At 73.6% G+C, this 22631-nt stretch carries 20 protein-coding genes; 12 read left to right on the forward strand and 8 right to left on the reverse strand.

The features are described 5' to 3' along the window. Nucleotides 1-124: 124 nt before the first annotated feature. Both ACI783_RS16325 and ACI783_RS16330 read right to left on the reverse strand, forming a co-directional pair. The gene (locus tag ACI783_RS16325) at nucleotides 125-1015 is read right to left on the reverse strand and encodes a glutamate ABC transporter substrate-binding protein (protein ID WP_457141419.1); all 891 of its coding nucleotides are present in this window, start codon (nucleotides 1013-1015) and stop codon (nucleotides 125-127) included. A gap of 30 nt (nucleotides 1016-1045) precedes the next feature. Further along, complete coding sequence (locus ACI783_RS16330) at nucleotides 1046-1801, reverse strand: amino acid ABC transporter ATP-binding protein (protein WP_457141420.1); 756 nt, start codon at nucleotides 1799-1801, stop codon at nucleotides 1046-1048. A 153-nt stretch (nucleotides 1802-1954) separates the two neighbouring features. Here ACI783_RS16330 and ACI783_RS16335 point away from each other — a divergent pair, with 153 nt between their 5' ends. Both ACI783_RS16335 and miaB read left to right on the forward strand, forming a co-directional pair. After that, nucleotides 1955-2413 (forward strand): hypothetical protein, encoded by a 459-nt coding sequence (locus tag ACI783_RS16335; RefSeq protein WP_457141421.1) that lies wholly within the window; start codon nucleotides 1955-1957, stop codon nucleotides 2411-2413. Nucleotides 2414-2454: 41 nt separating this feature from the next. After that, a complete protein-coding gene (miaB, locus tag ACI783_RS16340) occupies nucleotides 2455-3918 on the forward strand; it encodes a tRNA (N6-isopentenyl adenosine(37)-C2)-methylthiotransferase MiaB (protein WP_457141422.1) in 1464 nt (487 codons plus the stop codon). 64 nt (nucleotides 3919-3982) lie between these two features. Here the strand turns inward: miaB and ACI783_RS16345 are convergent, their stop codons facing one another. The 3 genes from ACI783_RS16345 to ACI783_RS16355 form a co-directional block, all read right to left on the reverse strand. Next, nucleotides 3983-5125, reverse strand: a complete 1143-nt coding sequence (locus ACI783_RS16345) for a glutathione-independent formaldehyde dehydrogenase (RefSeq protein WP_457141423.1) — start codon at nucleotides 5123-5125, stop codon at nucleotides 3983-3985. 31 nt (nucleotides 5126-5156) lie between these two features. Then, nucleotides 5157-6710, reverse strand: a complete 1554-nt coding sequence (locus tag ACI783_RS16350) for an alpha/beta hydrolase fold domain-containing protein (RefSeq protein WP_457141424.1) — start codon at nucleotides 6708-6710, stop codon at nucleotides 5157-5159. Between the two features lie 218 nt (nucleotides 6711-6928). After that, nucleotides 6929-8668, reverse strand: a complete 1740-nt coding sequence (locus ACI783_RS16355; protein WP_457141425.1) for a DUF349 domain-containing protein — start codon at nucleotides 8666-8668, stop codon at nucleotides 6929-6931. A 40-nt stretch (nucleotides 8669-8708) separates the two neighbouring features. Between ACI783_RS16355 and ACI783_RS16360 the strand changes: the two genes are divergently transcribed. The 3 genes from ACI783_RS16360 to dapF are packed head-to-tail and all read left to right on the forward strand — an operon-like array spanning nucleotide 8709 to nucleotide 11232. Continuing rightward, nucleotides 8709-9401: a hypothetical protein gene (locus ACI783_RS16360; protein ID WP_457141426.1), complete on the forward strand. Its 693-nt coding sequence runs from the start codon at nucleotides 8709-8711 to the stop codon at nucleotides 9399-9401. Continuing rightward, nucleotides 9398-10333 (forward strand): tRNA (adenosine(37)-N6)-dimethylallyltransferase MiaA, encoded by a 936-nt coding sequence (gene miaA, locus ACI783_RS16365; RefSeq protein ID WP_457141427.1) that lies wholly within the window; start codon nucleotides 9398-9400, stop codon nucleotides 10331-10333. The genes ACI783_RS16360 and miaA overlap by 4 nt, the downstream gene beginning before the upstream one ends. After that, nucleotides 10330-11232, forward strand: coding sequence for a diaminopimelate epimerase (dapF, locus tag ACI783_RS16370; protein ID WP_457141428.1), 903 nt, complete (start codon nucleotides 10330-10332; stop codon nucleotides 11230-11232). Before miaA ends, dapF begins: the two co-directional genes overlap by 4 nt. Nucleotides 11233-11235: 3 nt before the next feature. On the opposite strand, the gene ACI783_RS16375 is transcribed toward dapF, so the two are convergent. After that, nucleotides 11236-11436, reverse strand: a complete 201-nt coding sequence (locus ACI783_RS16375) for a hypothetical protein (RefSeq protein WP_457141429.1) — start codon at nucleotides 11434-11436, stop codon at nucleotides 11236-11238. 97 nt (nucleotides 11437-11533) lie between these two features. Continuing rightward, nucleotides 11534-12844: an MFS transporter gene (locus ACI783_RS16380; protein ID WP_457141430.1), complete on the reverse strand. Its 1311-nt coding sequence runs from the start codon at nucleotides 12842-12844 to the stop codon at nucleotides 11534-11536. A 65-nt stretch (nucleotides 12845-12909) separates the two neighbouring features. Here ACI783_RS16380 and ACI783_RS16385 point away from each other — a divergent pair, with 65 nt between their 5' ends. The 4 genes from ACI783_RS16385 (at nucleotide 12910) to ACI783_RS16400 (ending at nucleotide 16950) form a co-directional block, all read left to right on the forward strand. Next, entirely contained in the window at nucleotides 12910-13440 is a 531-nt protein-coding gene (locus ACI783_RS16385) for an ArsR/SmtB family transcription factor (RefSeq protein WP_457141431.1), read from the forward strand. 82 nt (nucleotides 13441-13522) lie between these two features. After that, on the forward strand, nucleotides 13523-15007 hold the full coding sequence (gene hflX / locus ACI783_RS16390; RefSeq protein ID WP_457141432.1) for a GTPase HflX: 1485 nt from the start codon (nucleotides 13523-13525) through the stop codon (nucleotides 15005-15007). Nucleotides 15008-15173: 166 nt separating this feature from the next. After that, a complete protein-coding gene (locus tag ACI783_RS16395; protein WP_457141433.1) occupies nucleotides 15174-15911 on the forward strand; it encodes a phosphatase PAP2 family protein in 738 nt (245 codons plus the stop codon). After that, the gene (locus ACI783_RS16400) at nucleotides 15883-16950 is read left to right on the forward strand and encodes a hypothetical protein (RefSeq protein WP_457141434.1); all 1068 of its coding nucleotides are present in this window, start codon (nucleotides 15883-15885) and stop codon (nucleotides 16948-16950) included. Before ACI783_RS16395 ends, ACI783_RS16400 begins: the two co-directional genes overlap by 29 nt. A gap of 64 nt (nucleotides 16951-17014) precedes the next feature. Here ACI783_RS16400 and lexA read toward each other — a convergent pair whose 3' ends face one another. Then, complete coding sequence (gene lexA / locus ACI783_RS16405; RefSeq protein ID WP_457141435.1) at nucleotides 17015-17830, reverse strand: transcriptional repressor LexA; 816 nt, start codon at nucleotides 17828-17830, stop codon at nucleotides 17015-17017. A 247-nt stretch (nucleotides 17831-18077) separates the two neighbouring features. On the opposite strand from lexA, the gene ACI783_RS16410 reads away from it, so the two are divergent. The 3 genes from ACI783_RS16410 to ACI783_RS16420 all read left to right on the forward strand — a co-directional run bounded on the left by ACI783_RS16410 (nucleotide 18078) and on the right by ACI783_RS16420 (nucleotide 22505). After that, nucleotides 18078-18620 (forward strand): LysM peptidoglycan-binding domain-containing protein, encoded by a 543-nt coding sequence (locus ACI783_RS16410; protein WP_457141436.1) that lies wholly within the window; start codon nucleotides 18078-18080, stop codon nucleotides 18618-18620. Nucleotides 18621-18933: 313 nt separating this feature from the next. After that, entirely contained in the window at nucleotides 18934-19443 is a 510-nt protein-coding gene (gene nrdR / locus ACI783_RS16415; protein WP_457141437.1) for a transcriptional regulator NrdR, read from the forward strand. Between the two features lie 161 nt (nucleotides 19444-19604). After that, nucleotides 19605-22505, forward strand: coding sequence for a vitamin B12-dependent ribonucleotide reductase (locus ACI783_RS16420; protein WP_457141438.1), 2901 nt, complete (start codon nucleotides 19605-19607; stop codon nucleotides 22503-22505). Nucleotides 22506-22631 lie beyond the last annotated feature (126 nt).

Raw genomic sequence — 22631 nt, forward strand, 5'->3', positions numbered from 1 at the left:
TATAGTGTTGGGGTGGGGGGTGGGGGGGGGGGGGGTGTGGGGGGGGGGGGGGGGGGGGGGGGGGGGGCCCCGCCCCCCCCCCCCCCCCCCCCCCCCCCCCCCCCCCCCCCCCCCCGGGGGTGGATCAGTAGCGCTCGACGGCCGGCGGCTCGGGGGCCTCGGTGCCGGTGATCGAGCCGGCGGTCGCGTCCCACGCGTCCTCCCACGAGCCGTCCTCGTAGGACTGCTCGAGGACGTCGTTGATGAAGTCGCGGAACTCGTCGTCGCCCTTGGCCAGCCCGATGCCGTAGGGCTCCTCGGTGAAGGCGTTGCCGATCAGCTCGAAGTCACCCTCGTTCTGCGCGACCAGACCGGTGAGGATGACGTTGTCGGTGGTCACCGCGTCGACCTGCCCGTTGCGCAGGGCCTCGGCACACTGCGAGTACTCGCCGAACAGGGTCAGCTGCGCGTCCGGGTAGTTCTCCTGCACGTACTGGGCCGGCGTCGAGCCGTTGACCGAGCAGGTGCGGGTGTCGGGGAAGGACTCCGGGCCGGTGACGCCCAGCGGGTTGCCCGCGGCCACCATGATGTCCTGCCCGGCCTCGTAGTACGGCCCCGCGAAGTCGATGACCTCCTTGCGGGCGTCGTTGATGGTGTAGGTGGCGACCACGATGTCGACCTGCCCGTTCTGGATGAACGGCTCCCGGTTCTGGGACTGGGTCTCCACCCAGTCGATGTCCTCGGGGGCGATGCCGAGCTCGGCGGCGACCAGCTTGCCGATCTCCACGTCGAAGCCCTCGGGCTCACCGCTGGGGCCGACCAGGCCGAAACCGGGCTGGTCGAACTTGGTGCCGATCGTGATGGAGCCGGCCTCGGACAGCTCGGCCATGGTCGTGCCGGCCTCGAAGTCGGTGTCCTCGTTGACCTCGACGTTGTTGCCCCCGGCGTTCTCGGCCTGGTCGCCGGCGTCGCTGGAGCAGCCGGTCAGCACGATGCCCAGGGCCGCCAGGCCGGCGGCGTAACGGGTGATGCGCATGAGAGGTCCTCTCGTCGGTGGTGCCGCGGATCAGTGGTTGAGGATCTTGGAGAGGAAGTCCTTCGCCCGGTCGGAGGACGGGTTGGTGAAGAACTCCTGCGGGGTGGCGGACTCGACGATCCGGCCGCCGTCCATGAAGACCACCCGGTTGGCCGCCCGGCGGGCGAAGCCCATCTCGTGGGTCACCACGACCATCGTCATGCCGTCGCGCGCCAGGCCGGTCATCACGTCGAGGACCTCGTTGATCATCTCCGGGTCCAGCGCGGAGGTCGGCTCGTCGAAGAGCATCACCTTGGGGTCCATCGCCAGCGCGCGGGCGATGGCCACCCGCTGCTGCTGGCCGCCGGACAGCTGGGCGGGCACCTTGTCGGCCTGGTGGCCCACGCCCACCCGGTCGAGCAGCTCGCGGGCCCGCTTCTCGGCGTCGGCCTTCGACTGCCTGCGCACCTTGACCGGCCCGAGGGTGACGTTCTCCAGCACCGTCTTGTGCGCGAAGAGGTTGAAGCTCTGGAAGACCATGCCGACGTCGGCACGCAGCCGGGCCAGCTCCTTGCCCTCCTCGGGCAGGCGCTGGCCGTCGATGGTGATCTCGCCCTGCTCGATCGACTCCAGCCGGTTGATCGTGCGGCAGAGCGTCGACTTGCCCGACCCGGACGGGCCGATGACGACGACGACCTCGCCGCGGTCGATCGTCAGATCGATGTCCTGCAGGACGTGCAGTTCGCCGAACCACTTGTTGACGCCGGACAGGCGGACGAGAGGCTCTCCGGTCGGACGTTCGGTCACAGGCGGTGACCCTAGGTGGCTCCCAGACGCCTGGAGGTCGCCGGGCCATCACGATGCCGTAACGAAGGCGCCCCCGGGCCTCGCGGCCCGTCGTGCGTGCAGCGGCAGTCACGATCCGTGCGTGCCGACGGCGCTCCCGGGTACCGGCGGGTCATGTCGAAGCCGAGTCTGCTCAGCTCGCTCGCCCGTGGCACGGGCGCTGCACTCGCCGGCACGACGGTGATGACCGCTTTCCAGCGGCTGGTCGAGCAGCCGCTCACCGGCCGTCCGGACAGCTACGCGCCGGCGGAGATCGCCGAGGCGCTGCTGCCGGTCCGCCCCTCGACCTCGGCGGCCCGGACCCGGCTCAACTGGGTGGCGCACTTCGGCCTCGGCACCGTCTGGGGCGTCGGCCACGCGCTCGCCACGCGGGCGGGGCTCCGCGGGCAGCGAGCGGTGCACGTCGTCTTCGCGCTCGGCTACCCCGCCGACGTGCTGGCCGGGAAGGCGCTGGGCGTCTACTCCCCGAGCCGGTGGAACCGGCAGGACTGGGTGGTCGACGTCGTCAACAAGTACGTCGCGCTGCAGGCCACCGCACTCGTCCACGACCGGTTCCTGGCCCCTGGTCGCTGACGCGCGACCACCCACCGCCCGCGCCTCCGTACGATGCGGTGGTGAACGGCAAGACCTACCTCGTGCGCACGTACGGCTGCCAGATGAACGTGCACGACTCCGAGCGCCTCTCCGGGCTGCTGGAGTCGGCCGGCTACACGGCTGCCCCGGAGGGCACCGACGCCGACGTCGTCGTGCTCAACACCTGCGCCGTCCGGGAGAACGCCGACAACCGGCTCTACGGCAACCTGGGGCACCTGCGCCCGGTCAAGGACGCCCACCCCGGCATGCAGATCGCGGTCGGCGGCTGCCTGGCGCAGAAGGACCGCGGCGAGATCGTCCGGCGGGCCCCCTGGGTCGACGTCGTCTTCGGCACCCACAACGTCGGGTCGCTGCCGGCGCTGCTGGAACGGGCCCGGCACAACGAGGAGGCCCAGGTCGAGATCGCCGAGGCGCTGGAGGTCTTCCCCTCCACGCTGCCGGCCAAGCGGGACTCCGCCCACTCCGGGTGGGTGTCGATCAGCGTGGGGTGCAACAACACCTGCACGTTCTGCATCGTCCCGGCGCTGCGCGGCAAGGAGAAGGACCGCCGCCCCGGCGACATCCTCGCCGAGGTGCAGGCGCTGGTCGACCAGGGCGTGCTCGAGGTGACCCTGCTCGGGCAGAACGTGAACGCCTACGGCGTCGAGTTCCGCGACCGCGGTGCCTTCGCCGACCTGCTGCGCGCCACCGGCGCGATCGAGGGCCTGGAGCGGGTGCGCTTCACCAGCCCGCACCCGCGCGAGTTCACCGACGACGTCGTCGCCGCGATGGCGGAGACGCCGGCGGTCTGCCACCAGCTGCACATGCCGCTGCAGTCCGGCTCCGACGAGGTGCTGCGCCGGATGCGCCGCGGCTACCGGCAGGACCGCTACCTGGGGATCATCGACCGGGTGCGCGCCGCGATGCCCGACGCCGCGATCACCACCGACATCATCGTCGGCTTCCCCGGTGAGACCGAGGCGGACTTCGAGCAGACCCTGCACGTCGTCCGGGAGGCGCGGTTCGCCAGCGCCTTCACCTTCCAGTACTCCAAGCGCCCGGGCACCCCGGCCGCGGAGATGGACGGGCAGCTGCCCAAGGAGGTCGTCCAGGAGCGCTACCTGCGGCTCACCGCGCTGCAGGACGAGATCAGCTGGGCGGAGAACCGCGCCCTGGTCGGCCGCCGGGTCGAGCTGCTCGTCGCGGCGGGGGAGGGGAGCAAGGACGCCGACCGCGGCCGGCTGTCCGGGCGGGCCCGGGACGGCCGGCTGGTGCACTTCACCGCCGCCGACGGCGTCCGCCCGGGCGACGTCGTCGAGACGGTGGTCACCGAGGGCAAGCCGCACTTCCTGGTCGCCGACGGGGCGCTGCTGGCGCACCGGCGTACCCGCGCCGGTGACGCAGCCGAGGCCGGTACCCGGCCGACGACGCCCGGCGTGCTGCTCGGCATGCCTGCCGTCGGCACCCCCGCGCCGCTGCCCGCCGCGGCGCCCGCCTGCGGCTGAGAGAGGGCCCGCCGGGGCCCGCCACCGCGGGTGAGGTGACGGGTCCCGGGCTGCTCAGCTCAGCTCAGCGGCCGGGCTTGAGCAGCACCTTGGTCCAGCCCTGGTCCCGGTCGTCGAAGCGCTGGTAGCCCTCGACGGCCTGGTCCAGGCCCAGCTCGTGGCTGGTGATCATGCCCGGGTTGGCCTTGCCGTCGATGATCAGGTCGCGCAGCTGCCGGTTGTAGCGCTTGACCGGCGCCTGGCCGGTGCCCATCGACTGGCCCTTGGTGAAGAAGGTGCCGAACTGCCAGGGGATGCGCCCCTCCTTGGAGAGGTCGCTGCTCGCGCCCGGGTCCTGCGGCACGTAGACGCCGACGACGCCGATCCCGCCGGTGGAGCGGACCACCTGGACCAGGTTGTCCAGCACCAGCTCGGGGTGCTCCTCGCCGCTGGAGTCGTGCGCCTGGTAGCCGACCGCCTCGACGCCGCGGTCCACGCCACGCCCGCCGGTGCGGTCCAGCAGCTGCTCCACCGGGTCGCCGGCGCTGAAGTCGATCGGGGTGGCCCCGTACTTCTCCGCCAGCGCGAGCCGGTCGGTCTCCTTGTCGACGACGAAGACCTCGGAGGCGCCGCGGATCATCGCGCTGTGCGCGGCCATCAGCCCGACCGGGCCGCCGCCGAACACCGCCACCCGGTCGCCGACCTGGAAGCCGGACAGCTCCACGCCGTGCCAGCCGGTCGGGAAGATGTCCGAGAGCATCGTGAAGTCGTTCTCGTGCTCGGTGCCCTCGGGCAGGTGCAGCAGGTTGAAGTCCGCCCACGGCACGCGCAGGTACTCGGCCTGGCCACCGTCGTAGGGGCCCATGTTGGCGTAGCCGTAGGCTGCGCCGTCCATCCCCTCGGTGGGGTTGGCGCGCAGGCAGAACGACGTCCAGCCCTCGGTGCAGTTGCGGCAGGTGCCGCAGGCGATGTTGAACGGGACCGAGACACGGTCGCCGACCTTGATCCGGTCGACGCCCTCGCCGACGGCCTCGACGACGCCCATGTTCTCGTGACCGAGGACCTTGCCCTCCTCGACGGAGGTGCGGCCCTCGTACATGTGCAGGTCCGACCCGCAGATGTTCGTGGTGGTGATCCGGATGACCGCGTCGGTCGGCGCCTGGATCGTGGCGTCCGGCACCTCCTCGACGGTGACGTTCTTGGGGCCTCGGTAGATGACGGCCTTCATGTGCGCGTGCTCCTTCCGGTGAGGGAGACGCTCAGCGGCTGCTGAACGCGCGAGTGAGGTGTGCGGCTGCGTCCTGCTGGGCCTGCTCGGCCTCGTCCAGGACGGCGGCGGCGCCGAAGAACTCGTGCATGACGCCGGCGAAGTAGCGGTGGGTGGTCGGCACCCCGGCGGCCTCGAGGTCGCGGGCGAACTGCTGGCCCTGGCTGCGCAGCACGTCGCGCTCGTCGGTGACGACGAGCGTGGGCGGCATGCTGGCGCGCTGCTCGGGCGTCCAGTCCAGCAGCGCGACCCGCGGGTCGGTGGTCGCCTCGGGCTTGCCCTGGAAGGCGTGCATCGCCATCCAGGACAGCAGCGCCCGGTTCAGCGGGCGGCCGTCGGCGGCGTCCTCCATCGACTCGCCGAACTGCTCGGCGGTGGTCAGCGGGTAGACGCAGACCTGCGCCACCGGGGTCGGCTGGCCGTTGGCGGCGAGCTGCAGGGAGGTGGCCGCGGCCATGGTCCCGCCCACGGACTCGCCGCCGATGGCCATCCGGTCGGGGTCCGCGCCGATCGAGGCGGCGTTCTCGCGCACCCAGGTCCAGGCGGTCAGCACGTCGTCGTGCGAGGCGGGAAAGACCGCCTCCGGCGCCCGCCGGTAGTCCGGGGAGACGACGATCGCCTTGGCCTTGGTGCACAGCCCGCGGCAGGAGGCGTCGTAGGTGTCGATGTCGAACACCACCCAGCCGCCGCCGTGCACCCACATGACCACCGGCAGCGGACCGGGTCCGGCGTCGGCGGGGGTGTAGACGCGCAGGGTCTGCTCGCCGCCCGCGCCGTCGGGGATCTTCAGGTCCTGCACCGAACCGACCGGCTCCGGGCCGGAGATGCCGCGGTCGGCCATGACCTTCTTCACCGCGTCGTCCGGGCCGGGCTGCTTGCGGGCCTCGGCCGGGGTGAGGATCTCGAACGGCAGCGGCCCGAGGGAGGAGTGGGCGTCGACGATCGCCTGGGCCTGCGGGTTGAGCAGGCCGCTGGCGTCGGTGGCGAGCTCCTTCTGCCGGCCCGAGAGCATGTCGCGCACGTGGTCCAGCGGCTTGGCCAGCATCCCGGCGATCTTCTCCGCGATCCCCTCGTCGGGGGCGTGCGGGTGCGGGCGGGTGGGTGCCATCCGCTTGTTGGTCAGGAACTTCTCGCCCAGCTCGGCCATCCGCTGCGGACCGGCTTTGGCCCGGAACTGCGGCAGTTCGTCGTTCTCCTCGTCGTCCACGTGGTGTCGGACGACGGAGATGAGCTGCGTGACGGCCTCCTCGAACTCCGGCTCGCCGGGCTGGGTGCGGCCGAGGGTGACCAGCAGCTCCTTGATCTGCTGGTGCTCGTGCTCGGCGTCGTCGTGCTCGTCGGTCATCCCGATCTCCGGCCAGATCGGGTAGAGCACCACCTCCTCGGAGAAGGCGTGCGCCGCGAGCTCGAAGGAGATCTGGTCGACCAGCACCCGGCGGTTGCCGCGGCCGGCCTCGAGGTGCTGGAACTGCCGGTCGACGATCGCGTGGTCGTCGGCGATGAGGTGGTCGATGTCGCCGGGCCGGGTGGGGTAGGACAGGGCCACGAGGGCTCCTTCCGGGTCGGTGTCCGTCGCACGCATGCGGCGCGGCGCATTCCGCTGTTCACCGCCTACCCGTCGTCCCAGGAGCTACACGACCGTTCCGGAGAACACCGAGGGCCCGTCCGGCGAACGGACGGGCCCAGGTGACGTGCTGGAGCGGTCAGGCCCCGTCCCGAGGCTCACCCCGAGCTTGCGAGGGGTGAGGAGGACGGGGTCCTCCTTCAGCGGCGGCTGGCGGCCTTCTCGGCCTCGGCGAGCCACTCGCGGCGGGTGGCCAGGTTGGCCTCCGCCTCGCTGATCCGCTTGGCGTTGCCGGCGGCCTGTGCCTTGGCCAGCTGGTCCTCGGCCTTGGTGACCGCCGCCCGCATCGAGGTGAGCAGCGGGTTCTCCGGCTGCACCCGCGGGCGGGAGGCGTCGGCGACGCCGCGGAACTTCTCCTCCACGGCCCGCATCCGGTCCTCGAGCTGGCGCATCACGCCGCGCGGCACGTGCCCGATGGCGTCGTAACGCTCCTGGATCTTCCGCAGCGCGTTCTGGTTGCCGCGATTGGCCGGGTCGAGCTTCTCGGCCTCGGCGAGCAGCTCCTCCTTGGCCTTCTGGTTGGCCAGCTCGTCGCTGCTGCGCGCCTGGTCGTTGGCGGTGCGTGCGGCGAAGAAGACGTCCTGCGCGGCGCGGAACTTCTTCCACAGGTCGTCGTCGGTGTCCCGGCCGACCCGGGGCACGGCCTTCCAGCGGTCCATCAGCGTGCGCATCGCGGCGCTGGTCGGCCCCCACTCGGTGGAGGTGGACAGCCGCTCGGCCTCGGCGATGAGCTCCTGCTTGGCCGCGCGGGACTCGCTCCGCTGCTTGTCCAGCTCGGCGAAGTGCGCGCCCCGGCGGCGGCCGAAGGCGTCTCGCGCCGCCGCGAAGCGCTGCCACAGCGCCTCGTCGGTCTTGCGGTCGATGCCCTTGATCGTCTTCCACTCCTCGACGATGGCCTTGAGCCGGTCGCCGGCGGCCTTCCACTGCGTGGACTCCGCCGCGATCTGCTCGGCCTCGGCGGCGAGGGCCTCCTTGCGCGCCACCTGCACGGCCCGCTGGGCGGCCCGCTCACGGCGGTTCGCGGCGACGGCGGTCTCGGCCATGCTGCTGATCGCCCGGGCGCGCAGGGCCAGGTGGTCGAGGTCGCCGACGGCGGCGGAGGTGAGGATCCGCTCGGCGAGCTCCTCGGCCTTGGTCTTGATCTCGTTGGGGTTGCCGGTGTGCGCGGCCAGCCGCGCCTCCAGCAGGGCGACCTCGGTGGCCAGGTCGTCGTAGCGCCGGCCGAAGTGGGCCAGCCCCTCGTCGGGGGCACCGGCCTGCCAGGAGCCGACGGCGCGCTCACCGGTGGTGGTGCGCACGTAGACGGTGCCCTCCTCGTCGACCCGGCCCCACTCCGACGGGTCGGAGGGGGCGACGGCGGGGACGACCAGCGGCCCGGCGGACGGGGTGCCGGCCCCGCGACCGCGGCCACGGCCACGGTTCCGGCCCGGCTTCGGCGCCGGGGCGTCAGTGGCGGGCTCCGACGAGGACTCGGCGGCGGGCGCGGCGGCGGACTCGGCGGACGTGTCGGTGGCGGCCGGGGGGGCGCCGGCGGAGGTGCCGGCGGCGTCGGTCACCGCCTGGGCGGGGGCATCGGCGCCGGTGGGGACGGCGGCGTCCGGGGTCGCCGCCAGCGGCCCCTCGTCGACCGGTGCGACCTCGACCGAGGGCTCGGCCGGCGCGGCTGCGGCGCCCTCTGCTGCTGCCGGGCCCTCCGGGACGTCACCGCCCTGCCCGGGGGCGCCCTCGTCGGCGGCGTCGGTGGGGACGGCGGCGTCCGGCGTCGCGGCCAGGGGCCCCTCGTCGACCGGCGCGACCGCGGTCGCCGCCGTCTCGGGGGCCTCCTCGGCGCCGGGGGTGGCCTGCTGCGTCCGGTCTCCGGTGTTCTCCGTGCTCGACACGCCAGCAGTCTCCCACGATGCATCCGCGACACTGCCTGGCGTGAGTCCTCCCTCTCCGGTCACGGTGGCGTTCTGCCCTCAGGCGCCGGTGCTGCTGCCCGTCGTCGCCGGTGCGCCCAGCTACGCCCTGTCGGTGCTGCGGGCCGCGGTGTCGGCCGCGGTGCAGACCGTGCTGGACGCCGGACCCGAGGTCGTGGTCGTCGTCGGCGACGGCGCCGACGGGGTCCGGTTCGGCCCCGGGGACGGCGGTGACCTGCGCGGACTCGGCGTCGACCGGGAGGTGCCCTTCGCCGGCCGGGTGCGGCCGGGGGGCCGGCGGCCGCCGCTGCCGCACCTGGTCGGCGCGCAGCTGCTCGACCACGCCGGCCACACCGGCTCCCGTCTGGGGGTGGGCCCCGACGACCTGGCGTGCGCGCTGGCCGACCTGCCCGGCCCGGTCGGCGTGCTGGCCATGGGCGACGGGTCGGCGCGGCGCACCGAGAAGGCGCCCGGGGCCCTCGACCCGGCGGCCGCGCCGTTCGACGCCGCCGTCGCCGCGGCGCTGGCCGCCGGGGACACCGGGACGCTGGCCGGCCTGGACGCCGCCGAGGGCGCCCGGTTGCTCGCCGCCGGGGTGCCGGTCTGGCGGGCCGTGGGCGCCGCGCTCCGGGGCAGGCCGGTCACCGCGGAGCTCCGGCACGACGCTGCGCCCTTCGGCGTGGGCTACCTCGTCGCCTCCTGGACGGCGCGGTGACCGGGCCGTCCGCGGCCCTGCCGCCGGTGGTCGCCGTCGTCGGCCCGACGGCGACGGGCAAGACCGCCCTCGCCGTCGCCCTGGCCCACCGGCTCGGCGGGGAGGTGGTGAACGCCGACTCGATGCAGCTCTACCGCGGCATGGACATCGGCACCGCCAAGCCCACCACCGCCGAGCGGGGCGGGGTGCCGCACCACCTGATGGACCTCTGGCACGTGCGGGAACCGGCCTCGGTGGCCGAGTACCGGCAGCGGGCGCGCGCCGAGATCGGCCGGCTGCGCGCCGCCGGCGTCGTCCCGCTGCTGGTGGGCGGGTCGGGCCTGTACGTCCGCGCCGTCCTGGACGAGCTCGACTTCCCGGGCACCGACGCCGCGGTGCGGTCGCGCCTGGACGGCGAGCTGGCCGCCGAGGGGGCACAGGCCCTGCACGACCGGCTGGCGGCGCTCGACCCCGCGGCCGCCGCGGCGATCCTGCCCAGCAACACCCGCCGCGTGGTGCGCGCGCTGGAGGTCATCGAGCTCACCGGGCAGCCGTTCACCGCTCGGCTGCCCGACCCCCGCCCCGTCTACCCGGCGCTGACCATCGGCCTGGACCGGGCCCCCGAGGAGCTCGACGACCGGGTGGCCCGCCGGGTGGACGCCATGTGGGCCGCCGGCTTCGTCGCGGAGGTCGAGGCCCTGGCCGCCGACGGGCTGCGCGAGGGGCCCACCGCGTCCCGGGCGCTGGGCTACGCGCAGGTGCTCCAGCAGCTCGACGGGGCGCTCACCCCCGCCGAGGCGCGGGAGCGCACGGTCACCACCACCCGGCGGTTCGTCCGCCGCCAGCGCTCCTGGTTCCGCCGTGACCCGGGGACGGCCTGGTTCGACGCCGCCCGCCCCGACCTGGCCGACGCGGTGGCCACGGCGATCACCGACCGTACGATCGGGCGGTGATCGACAGCGCTGGTCCCCGGGTCCTCCTCGGCCACGGCACGGAGAACGACTTCGTCGTCCTGCCCGACCCCGACGGCTCGGTGTGGCCGGAGCGCCGGCTGGACGCGGGGCTGGTCCGCCGGCTCTGCGACCGGCGCGCGGGCCTGGGTGGCGACGGCGTGCTGCGGGTCGTGCCCAGCCGGTACGTGCCCGACGCGGCTGCCGTGCTGGGCGACGCGCTGGACGAGTGCGAGTGGTTCATGGACCACCGGAACGCCGACGGGTCGCACGCGGAGATGTGCGGCAACGGCATCCGGCTGTTCCTGCACGTGCTGGTGACCGAGGGCCTGCTGGACAGGGCGGTGGCCGAGGCCGGCGTGCTGGTCGGCACCCGCGGCGGGCCGCGCCGGGTGGGCGCGCTGCCGGACGGCGCGGGGTACTGGGTGGACATGGGCCCGGCCCGGGTGCTCGGCCGCAGCGTCGCCCGGATCTCCGGGCAGGAGTTCCCCGGGCTGGGGGTCTCCATGGGCAACCCGCACCTGGCCGCGCTGACCGACGTCCCGGTCGACACCCTCGACCTCACGGTCCTGCCGGGCGTGGACGCCGGCTTCTTCCCCGACGGGGTCAACGTCGAACTGGTCAACGTGCTGGCGGCCGGGGACGCGCCCGGCGGGGCGAGCGCGCACGTCCGGCTGCGGGTGCACGAGCGCGGGGTGGGGGAGACCCGCTCGTGCGGCACCGGCGCCTGCGCCGCTGCCTACGCGGCCCTGGAAGCCGGGGGCCGGACCGCCGGGACGGTCACGGTGGACGTCCCGGGCGGTCGGCTGTCGGTGCAGTTCGACGGGACGACGACGGTGCTCGCCGGCCCCGCCGTCGTCGTCGCCACCGGGGTGCTCACCCCGGAGTGGCTGGCCGGCTGAGCGTCAGGGCCGGTCCGGCTCGTCGGCCCGGGTCTCCGGGTCGTCGGTCGGCGCCTCGGGCTTGTCGCCCGGCCCGACGTTGCCGACGCCGCGTGGCGCGCCGCGACCGGTGTCCTGGTCCGCGCCGCCCAACGGGTTGCGCGGCGGGTCGAGGCCCACGGGGTCGCGGCCGGGGTCGTCGAGTTCCTGGTCCGGGCTGGTCATCGTCGTCCTCCCTGGTGCAGGTGGTCGGTGCGGATGCGGTCCCCGGCGGGCTACCCGGTGACCGCCCGGCCAACCAGCCGGCTGCCCAGCCGAGTGCTCAGCCAGCTCGTCCGGGGTCGGCGCCCGCGGTCGGAGTCCGGGCCTCGGGCAGACGGGTGGCGGCTGCGCTGAGGTCGGTCCCGTCGGGCAGTTCCCGCAGGTGCAGCAGCGGGCTGGCCACCACCCAGCCGGCGGCGAGCACCTGCCCGGCCGCCGCGATCCACAGCGTCGGCAGCACCCCCAGCCAGGTCCCGAGAACGCCACCGAGCAGGCCGCCCAGCGGCATGGTGCCGAACACGATGAACCGCACGGAGGCGTTCATCCGGCCGAGCAGCGCCGGTGGGCAGAGCCGCTGCCGGAAGCTCACCTGGGTCACGTTGTAGACGACGACCGCCCAGCTGAAGCCCAGCTGGCCGAGCGTCAGCAGCACCAGCGGCGCGCCGAGGGCGGCCAGCGGGGTGAGCGCGGTGAACGGCAGCATCGCCAGCACGGACAACGGGATGGCCCGCCCTTCGCCCAGCCACCGGGCGAAGCGCGCCGCGGTCGCCGCGCCGACCAGGCCGCCCACCGCGCCGGCGGAGAAGACCAGGCCCAAGGTGCTCTCCGACAGGTCGAGCTCGCGCAGCGCGTAGAGCACCAGCAGGGTCGTCGTGATCGAGGAGAAGAGGTTCGACGTCGCCGTGCAGGCCACGATCCGGCGCAGCAGTGGCTGCCGGACGACGAAGCGCAGCCCCTCGCCGATCTCGGCGCGCAGCGACCGGCGGCCGGCCCGGTCGGGCACCACGTCGGGCCGGCGGATGCGGCTCAGGAAGAGCGCCGAGACCAGGAACGACGCCGCGTCCAGCGCGATCAGCAGCGGGGCACCCATCACCCGCAGCAGCACTCCGGTGACACCCGGCCCGGCGACCTGGGCCACCGCGCGGCTGGCCTCCAGCTTGCCGTTGCCGTCGACGAGCTGGTCGCGGTCGACGAGCGCGGGCAGGTAGCTCTGGTAGGCGACGTCGAAGAAGACCGTGGCCGTGCCGGTGAGGGCGGCGACGACGAACAGCTGGCCCAGGGAGAGCACGTCGAGCAGGTACGCCAGCGGCAGCGTGCCCAGCACCCCCGCCCGCACCAGGTCGGCGGTCACCAGCACCCGCCTGCGCCGCCACCGGTCCACCCAGGCGCCGGCGGGGAGGCCGATGAGCAGGAAGGCCGCGGTCTCCAGGGCGGTGAGAAACCCCATCTGCAGCGGCGTCGCGTCCAGCAGCGAGACCGCCAGCACCGGCAGGGCGAGGAGGGTGACCTGGGTGCCGACCTGGCTGACGGTCTCCGCGGCCCACAACCTGCGGAAGTCGGCGTGCCTCAGCAGGCTGCGGTCACTGGTCACCGGGCGAGGCTGGGGCAGTGATCGGGAGATGTCAATCACTGCGGTCGGCGTCCTACGCTGGCCGGATGAGCGAGCGGGAGCAGTCGGCGCGGATCTCCGGTGAGCGCCGTCCGGCCACCGACGCGGAGGCCCGCGCCCTCGCTTCCGCCGTCCGGTTGCGGATCCTGCGGCTGTGCCTGCACGAGCCGCTCACGAACAAGGAGATCGCGGCCCGGCTGGGCCGCAACCCGGCCACGGTGCTGCACCACGTGCGCACCCTGGTCGACACCGGCTTCCTCGGCGCCGAGCCGGTCCGGCGCGGCAACCGGGGCGCCCGGGAGGTGCCCTACCGGGCCACCGGGAAGAGCTGGTTGATGGACGGCGCGGGCGCGGCGCCGCCGGGGTCCGACGTGGTGCTGGCGGCCTTCCTGCAGGAGGTCGCCGCCGTGGGCGAGGAACACCTGGAGAGCACCCGGCTCGGGCTGCAGCTGGACCCGGGTTCGGCGGCGGAGTTCCGCAGCCGGCTGTACGGGCTGCTGGACGAGTACGCCCGCCGGCCGGCGGACCCGGCGGGGGAGCGGTGGTCGGTCTACCTCGGGATGCATCCGGAGCCCTGAGGTGTTGTACCGGGCGATGACGACACAGTCGATGACGACAACTCACTCGCCCCGCACCGAGGGGCGTGCCACGCTGGACCCGATGACCACCGCTGCTGACCGCGACGCCCTCGCCGCCGAGGACCGCGCTCCGACCGCTCCCGCTCCCACCCGCCCGGCGCCGGCCGGGGCCTGGGAGGAGCCGGACGACACCACCGGCTCCTACGCGCTCGAGGAGCGCGGCGCCCTGCGGCGGGTGGTCGGTCTCTCCACCGAGCTCACCGACATCACCGAGGTCGAGTACCGCCAGCTGCGCCTGGAGCGCGTCGTGCTGGTGGGCGTCTGGACCGAGGGCACCGCGGTCGACGCGCAGCGCTCGCTGGCCGAGCTCGCCGCGTTGGCCGAGACGGCCGGCTCTGAGGTCCTGGAGGCCCTGGTCCAGCGCCGCGACAAGCCCGACCCGGCCACCTACGTCGGCTCGGGCAAGGCGACCGAGATCCGCGACATCGTCGCCGCCACCGGCGCCGACACCGTGGTGTTCGACGGCGAGCTCACCCCCGGCCAGCTCAACCAGCTGGAGAAGGTGCTCAAGGTCAAGGTGGTCGACCGGACCGCGCTGATCCTGGACATCTTCGCCCAGCACGCCACCAGCCGGGAGGGCAAGGCGCAGGTCGAGCTCGCCCAGATGCAGTACATGATCCCGCGGCTGCGCGGCTGGGGTGAGTCGATGAGCCGGCAGGCCGGTGGCCGTGTCGCCGGCGGTGGCGGCATCGGTACCCGTGGTCCCGGTGAGACGAAGATCGAGACCGACCGCCGCCGGATCCGCGCGCGGGTGAGCAAGCTGCGCAAGGAGATCGCCGGCATGGCGACGGCGCGCGCGACCCAGCGCTCGAGCCGATCGCGCAACGCCGTCCCGAGCGTGGCGATCGCCGGGTACACCAACGCCGGCAAGTCCAGCCTGCTCAACCGGCTCACCGACGCCGGGGTGCTGGTGCAGGACGCGCTGTTCGCGACCCTGGACCCGACGGTCCGCCGCGCGCAGACGCCGGAGGGGCGCGAGTACACCCTCACCGACACAGTGGGGTTCGTGCGGCACCTGCCGCACCAGCTCGTCGACGCGTTCCGTTCGACGCTGGAGGAGGTTGCCGGCGCCGACCTGCTGCTGCACGTCGTCGACGGCTCCGACCCCGACCCGATCGGGCAGATCAACGCGGTGCACACCGTGCTCTCCGAGATCGACGCCTCGGCGGTGCCCGAGCTCATCGTCGTGAACAAGGTGGACGCGATGAGCGAGGAGGACGTCCTCACGCTGCGCCAGGCCCTGCCCGGGGCCGCGTGGGTCTCCGCGCGGACCGGTGAGGGGATCGAGGCGCTGCGCGACGTCGTCGCCGCCCGGCTGCCGCACCCGCACGTCGACGTCGACGTCCTCGTGCCCTACGACCGGGGTGACCTGGTCGCCCGGGTGCACCGGGACGGCGAGGTGCTCGCGGAGCGGCACGAGGCCGACGGCACGCGGCTCACCGCACGGGTCGACGACGGGCTGGCCGCGGCGCTCGACGAGTTCACCACCCCCGTCGCCGGCGGCTGACCGCCCGGGCCGGTGGCGCCGTCCGCCCGGGTGCCCGGGCGGCGGACTCGCCGGCCGGGGCCGGTGGCCGGCCCGACCACTGCGCGGCGCGACCTCGTCCGGTCGCGCCGCGCAGTGCTGTCCCGAGCGGGTCACGGAGAGGTCACGGTGCCGGTACCGTGACGTCGTGGCGAGCGGAGCGGTGCGCGTGAGCGGCAGCGCCGCCGGTGACCCCGCGTCCCGAGCCCCGCGGGTGGTCGGCATCGGCCGGCCCCCGTGGTGGCTGGCGCTGGTCTCCGCACTCGTCGCGGCCGCCATCACCGTGGACCTCCTCGCCGGTGGCCGGCTGGAACGGCTCGACGTGGCGGTCTCCGAGCAGGTCGGCTCCTGGGGGCTGCGCGACTCCGCCGCCTACTGGCCGGTGTGGGCGTTCACCCAGGCCGGCGGACGGGTCACCATCCTGCTGGTCCTGTTCGGTCTGGTCGGCTGGCTCTTCTGGCGGCAGCGCACGGTGGCCCCGCTGGTGCGCGTGCTGCTGGCCCTCGCGCTGCTGACGGCAGCGGTCTACGCCTTCAAGTGGGGCACCGGCCGCACCGCCCCGGCCTACCCGGGCTCGTACTTCCACCGGGGCGGGGAGAGCTTCCCGTCCGGGCACGTGGCGAACGCCGTGCTGATGTGGGGCGTGGCCCGCTGGCAGGTGGTCCAGTACGGCCTGAACCCCCGGCTGCAGCGGGCGGCCTGGCTGCTCAGCGTGCTGGGGCCGGTGGCCACCGGAGTGGCCATGGTGGCGCTGAACTTCCACTGGGTCACCGATGCGGTGGTGGGAGCGGCCGTCGGCATCGTGCTCTTGGGCGTGGTTCATGCACTCGACGCAGTCGTGGTGTCACGCTGGGTCCGTGCCAGAGTGGGCCGGCCGCACGCGTAGCCGCGCCGGCCGCCGTTGCCTGGCGGACGGGGCGCTCCTCGCCCTGCCCGCAGCGGTCTGGCTCGCGGTTCTGCCGCCATCGGCGGCGCTCGCCGAGGAAGCCGCGCCGAGCACGCGCTGCACCATCACCGACCCGCGGCTGCCGGAGATCTCCGGCCTGGCCAGCGCCGGGGAGACGCTCCTGGCGATGAACGATGGTGGTGACCGGGCGGAGGTCTACGTCCTCGACACCTCCTGCGCCGTCGCGGAGGTGCGGTCGGGGAGCGTCGACCCGTACGACCCCGAGGACCTCGCCCTGGCCGCGGACGGCACGGTCTGGCTGGCCGACATCGGGGACAACAACGCCGCCCGGGAGACCGTCGCGCTGATCGGGCTGCGCCCTGACGGCGGCACCACGCTCACCCGGCTCACCTACCCGGACGGGGCGCACGACGCCGAGGCGCTGCTGCTGGCGCCTGACGGCACGCCGTACCTGGTGACCAAGGAGGTGCTCGGCGCCTCCGGCGTGTACCGCCCGGATGCGCCGCTGGCCGACGGGGCCACGGTGCCGATGACCCGGGTGGTCGGGCTGGGCTTCACCCTGACCGGTACGCCGGGCGGGCCGGTCGGCCGCGCGGGGCAGCTGCTGGTGACCGGGGGCGCGGTGTCGGCGGACGGGCAGCGCATCGCCCTGCGCACCTACACCGACGCCTACGTCTGGACGCTGACCGGTTCCGACGTGCCCGGCGCGCTGTCCGGCGCGCCGGTCCGGATCGCGCTCCCCGACTCACCGCAGGGTGAGGCGATCACCTTCGCGGCGAACAACCGCGACCTGCTGGTCACCAGCGAGGGGCTGCCGGCGCCGGTGACCCTGGTCCCGGTGTCGGCTGAGCAGGCTACGAGCACCTCGATCGATCCGGCTCCCGGTGCCGGACCGACGGGGGAGCTGGTGACCGCGGCCCCCGGCGTCGCCCCGGTGACGGCCGGCATCATCGCGGCCGGGGTGGCCACCGTGTCCGTCTGGATCGGCGGGAAGTTCCGCCGCCGCCGGCGGGAGTGACCGGCCGCCGGCGGGAGTGACCGGCCGCCGGCGGGAGTGACCCGGCCGGCGGCCGACACCGGCGTCAGACCCGGCGCAGCACCGTCACGACCCGGCCGAGGACGGTGGCGTCGTCGCCGGGGATCGGCGCGTAGGCCGGGTTGTGCGGCAGCAGCCACACGTGCCCGTCGCGGCGCTTGTAGGTCTTCACGGTCGCCTCGCCGTCGATCATCGCCGCGACGATCTCGCCGTTCTCGGCGGTGGGCTGCTGGCGGACCACCACCCAGTCGCCGTCGCAGATCGCGGCCTCGACCATCGAGTCACCGGTGACCTTGAGCATGAACAGCGTGCCCTCACCGACCAGTTCGCGCGGCAGCGGGAAGACGTCTTCGACGGCCTGCTCCGCCAGGACCGGGCCACCGGCGGCGATGCGGCCCACCAGGGGCACGTAGGTGGGTGCCGAGGCGCCCGCCTCGTCGACGCCACTGGCCGCACCGGCGGCGGCGAGCGCATCCGCCGAGGCGTCGGCGCCGGCGGTCACGCCGTGCTCGCCCGGCAACCGGACGTCCAGTGCGCGCGGCCGGTTGGGGTCGCGGCGCAGCCAGCCCTTGCGCTGGAGCACCGAGAGCTGGTGGGCGACCGAGGAGGCGGAGGAGAGGCCGACGGCCTCGCCGATCTCGCGGACCGAGGGCGGGTAGCCACGGCGTTCGATGGAGTCGCGGATGACCTCCAGCACCCGGCGCTGGCGCTGGGTGAGCCCGTCGCCGGCCTCGCCGCGGTCGGGGAACTCGCGCACGGCCGCGCCGCCGGTGTCCGCTGTGGGCTCCGCCGCCTGCCCGGCCGGGCGCCTCCGGCGGCTCGACCCCTTGCGCTCGTCCGCCGTCCGGCCGTCGACCGCCATGTGTCCTCCTCGTCCGGCTGCGCGCGCAGCTGCCCGGTGGCATCCCGCCTGCCGGGGCGGGGTGGGACGCCGTCGTGGTCTCCCTGCGCACGGTAGCGGTTCGGCGGCGGGTCTTCAAACAGGTGTTCGAACACCCGCCGTGTCGGCGCACTCCTGTCGGTGCCGTGCGGTAGACATCGCACAGACGTTCGAATCGAACAGGCGTTCGAGATCGCACCCCCGGGTGCCTGCTGTGAGGAGTGCACCGATGGTCATCGCCGAGTACCCGGACGCCACCGTCGCCCCGCTCCGCCCGCCGCTCCGGCTGGTCTCGCCGGCGCCGACCGCCCGGACGGGGTCCGCCGGGCGGGTTGAGGCCCGCCCGGCCCGCCGCCCGCCGGTGCGTCCTGGTGGGCGGCCGATGTCCTCGCCGGGGGTCGCGGTCGCGCGGCCCGTCCGCGGTGGCGACTGCGGCCCGCCCCGGGCCGCCGCTCCGTGTCCGTCGGCCGGCGAGTGGGCGGAGCTGCCGCTGCGACTCACCCGCCGTGGCCGGCGCGCGGTGGCGGCGCTGTCGGTGGCGATCGGCCTGGGGGTGGCGGTGGGCACGCTCGCGGTGGTCGCCGACGGGGAGCCCGCGCTGCGGCTGGCCGGCGCCGGCACGGTGGTGGTCCAGCCGGGCGACACGCTCTGGTCGATCGCCGGTGACCTGGCGCCCGACGAGGACCGGCGGGCGGTGGTCGACGCGATCCTCGATCGAAACGACCTCCAGGACGTCGTGCTGCAGCCCGGTCAGGTGCTCGAGCTGCCCTGATGGGGTGCAGTGGGCCCGTCGCCGCGGGCCCGGGCTGTGACGGATGGGTGCGCGAGCGGCGGGCGGGTCAGCTGCGGAACACGACACGCACGACAGGGCTTGCACACCTGTAGGGGTGGCCGTACGGTTCCACCACAACATCTAGTGCTTACACGGATGTAAGTCGTCCACAGCCGCTCCACACGTTCTCCCCGGGCCATCCACCGGATGTCCCCGGAGCAGTCCACAGGAGCGGTCCACGGGCCGGTGTCCCACGGTGTCACAGCACCGCGGTGATCCCGGTCGCGACACCTCGGGAGGAGGTGGACCGGCAGTGCGTTGCCCCTTCTGCCACAACCCCGACAGCCGCGTCATCGACTCGCGCGAGACCGACGAGGGCGCGACCACCCGGCGGCGGCGTTCGTGCCCCGGCTGCGGGCGGCGGTTCACCACCGTCGAGGAGGCGGTCCTCGCCGTCGTGAAGCGCAGCGGCGTGAGCGAGCCGTTCACCCGCGCGAAGGTGGTCGCCGGTGTCCGCCGCGCCTGCCAGGGCCGCCCGGTCGACGAGCACCAGCTCGCGTTGCTGGCCCAGCAGGTCGAGGACGCCGTCCGCGCCACCGGGTGTGCCGAGATCCCCAGCCACGAGGTCGGCTTGGCGATCCTGGGCCCGCTGCGCGACCTGGACGAGGTCGCCTACCTCCGCTTCGCCAGCGTCTACCGGAGCTTCAGCTCCGCTGCCGACTTCGAGAAGGAGATCGCCGAGCTGCGGGCCGCTGTGCGCGCCCGAGCCGGTGGGGCACCTGCCGCCGAGGACGGGCCGCCAGGCGCGGCCGGCGGGTCCTGAGGACGCCGCCCCGAACTGTCACACCCCCTGACTACACAGGTCTCGACGAGGAGACCGCACCGCACCACCCGGCTCCGGCACCCGCCGGCTTCCCCAGCCGCTCCGCCCGCACCGCCGCTCAGCTCGACGCCAGAGCACGAACACCAGGGAGCCCTCGCACGATGACCGAGACAGCCGACCGCCTCGCCACCACCCGGACCCGCCGCAGCCCGAAGGCGCCCACCCGGGGCAAGGGCCTGAAGGTCAAGCGCGTCTTCACCACTGCCGGTGTGCACCCCTACGACGAGGTGGTCTGGGAGCGCCGCGACGTCGTCATGACCAACTGGCGGGACGGCTCGATCAACTTCGAGCAGCGCGGCGTCGAGTTCCCGGCCGAGTGGAGCATCAACGCCACCAACATCGTCACCACCAAGTACTTCCGTGGCGCGGTCGGCAGCCCCCAGCGCGAGACGAGCCTCCGCCAGCTGATCGACCGCGTCGTGCTCACCTACGGTGCAGCCGGCCGCGAGCACGACTACTTCGCCTCCGAGGGCGACGCCGAGATCTTCGAGCACGAGCTCACCTGGATGCTGCTTCACCAGGTCTTCAGCTTCAACTCGCCCGTCTGGTTCAACGTCGGCACCGCCTCGCCGCAGCAGGTCAGCGCCTGCTTCATCCTCGCGGTCGACGACACGATGGACTCGATCCTGAACTGGTACCGCGAGGAGGGGCTGATCTTCAAGGGCGGCTCCGGTGCCGGCCTGAACCTCTCCCGGATCCGCTCCTCCAAGGAGCTGCTCTCCTCCGGTGGCACCGCCTCCGGCCCGGTCTCCTTCATGCGCGGTGCCGACGCCTCGGCGGGCACCATCAAGTCCGGTGGCGCCACCCGCCGCGCGGCGAAGATGGTCGTCCTCGACATCGACCACCCCGACATCGAGGAGTTCATCGAGACCAAGGCGCGCGAGGAGGACAAGATCCGCGCGCTGCGCGACGCCGGGTACGACATGGACCTCGGCGGCAAGGACATCACCAGCGTCCAGTACCAGAACGCCAACAACTCGGTCCGGGTCAACGACGAGTTCATGCGCGCGGTCGAGGAGGGCACCGAGTTCGGCCTGCGGGCCCGCTCCGACGGCTCGGTGATCGAGACCGTCGACGCCCGCGAGCTGTTCGGCAAGGTCACCCAGGCCGCCTGGGAGTGCGCCGACCCGGGCATCCAGTACGACGACACGATCAACGACTGGCACACCAACCCCGAGACCGGGCGGATCAACGCGTCCAACCCCTGCTCGGAGTACATGAGCCTGGACAACAGCTCGTGCAACCTGGCGTCGCTGAACCTCATGAAGTTCCTCAAGGACGACGGCACGTTCGACTCGAAGAACTTCGTCAAGGCCGTCGAGCTGATCATCACCGCGATGGACATCTCGATCTGCTTCGCCGACTTCCCGACCGACCCGATCGGGGAGACCACCCGGGCCTACCGGCAGCTGGGCATCGGCTACGCCAACCTGGGCGCGATGCTGATGGCCACCGGCCACGCCTACGACTCGCGGGGCGGGCAGACCCTGGCCGCGGCGATCACCTCGCTGATGACCGGCACCGCCTACCGCCGCTCGGCGGAGCTGGCCGGCGTCGTCGGCGCCTACGACGGCTTCGCCCGCAACGCCGACGCCCACGCCCGGGTCATGCGCAAGCACGCCGCGGCGAACGACGCGATCCGCCCGGTCGGTGCCGACGACGCCGACGTGCTCAAGGCCGCCACCCAGCAGTGGCAGGACTGCCTGGCCATCGGTGCCGAGAACGGCTGGCGCAACGCGCAGGCCTCGGTGCTGGCGCCCACCGGCACCATCGGCTTCATGATGGACTGCGACACGACCGGCATCGAGCCGGACTTCTCGCTGGTCAAGTTCAAGAAGCTGGTCGGCGGCGGCTCCATGCAGATCGTCAACCAGACGGTGCCGCGGGCGCTGAAGAGCCTGGGCTACCAGGAGGAGCAGGTCGAGGCGATCGTCGAGTACATCGCCGAGCACGGCCACGTCGTCGACGCCCCGAGCCTGCGCCCGGAGCACTACGAGGTCTTCGACTGCGCCATGGGCGAGCGCGCCATCTCCCCGATGGGCCACGTCCGGATGATGGCTGCGGTCCAGCCGTTCATCTCCGGCGCGATCAGCAAGACGGTCAACATGCCGGAGTCGGCGACCGTCGAGGACGTCGCGGACATCTACTTCCAGGGCTGGAAGATGGGCATCAAGGCGCTGGCCATCTACCGCGACAACTGCAAGGTCGGCCAGCCGCTGTCCGGTGGCAAGGGCAAGAACGACGGCACCAAGGCCGAGGCCGCGGTCGAGGAGACGGCGCCCGCCGCCACCGCTGCGCTGGCGCACCCGGTGCGCAAGCGGCTGCCCAAGAAGCGGACCAGCATGACGACGTCGTTCAGCGTCGCCGGCGCCGAGGGCTACATGACCGCCGGCATGTACGAGGACGGCAGCCTCGGCGAGGTCTTCCTGAAGCTCGGCAAGCAGGGCTCGACCCTGGCCGGGGTGATGGACGCCTTCTCGATCGGCATCTCGATCGCGTTGCAGCACGGTGTGCCGCTGGAGACCTACATCCAGAAGTTCACCAACATGCGCTTCGAGCCGGCCGGCATGACCGACGACCCGGACATCCGCATCGCCCAGTCGGTGATGGACTACATCTTCCGTCGCCTGGCGCTGGACCACCTGCCGGTGGACAAGCGGGCGAACCTCGGCATCTTCAGCGCCGAGGAGCGGGCCGCCCAGGTCGCCGGCTACGACACCTCCGCCGCCACCCCGCAGGTGACCGAGGAGGACGAGGTCGACGTCGAGGCGCTGCGTGGCTCGGTGCCCACCGAGGCCCCGGTGAAGGCCGAGACCGAGAAGGTCACCCAGGAGTCGCCGAAGGAGGCGATCAAGGAGGCACACTCCTCGGCCGAGCTGCTGGAGCTGGTCACCGGCACCGCGACCGACGCGCCGCTGTGCATGACCTGCGGCACGAAGATGCGCCCCGCCGGCAGCTGCTACGTCTGCGAGGGCTGCGGCTCCACCAGCGGCTGCAGCTGATGACGACGCTCGCCGGGATGTCCTGCGAAGTGCCGCGGGATGTCCCGGCGAGCCGGCCGGAACGTCACTGCGGCCTGTGGTGACGTCTCCTGCCAGGGCCAGGGCCAGGGCCAGGGCCAGGGTCAG

The organism is Modestobacter sp. SYSU DS0511, from assembly GCF_054050755.1.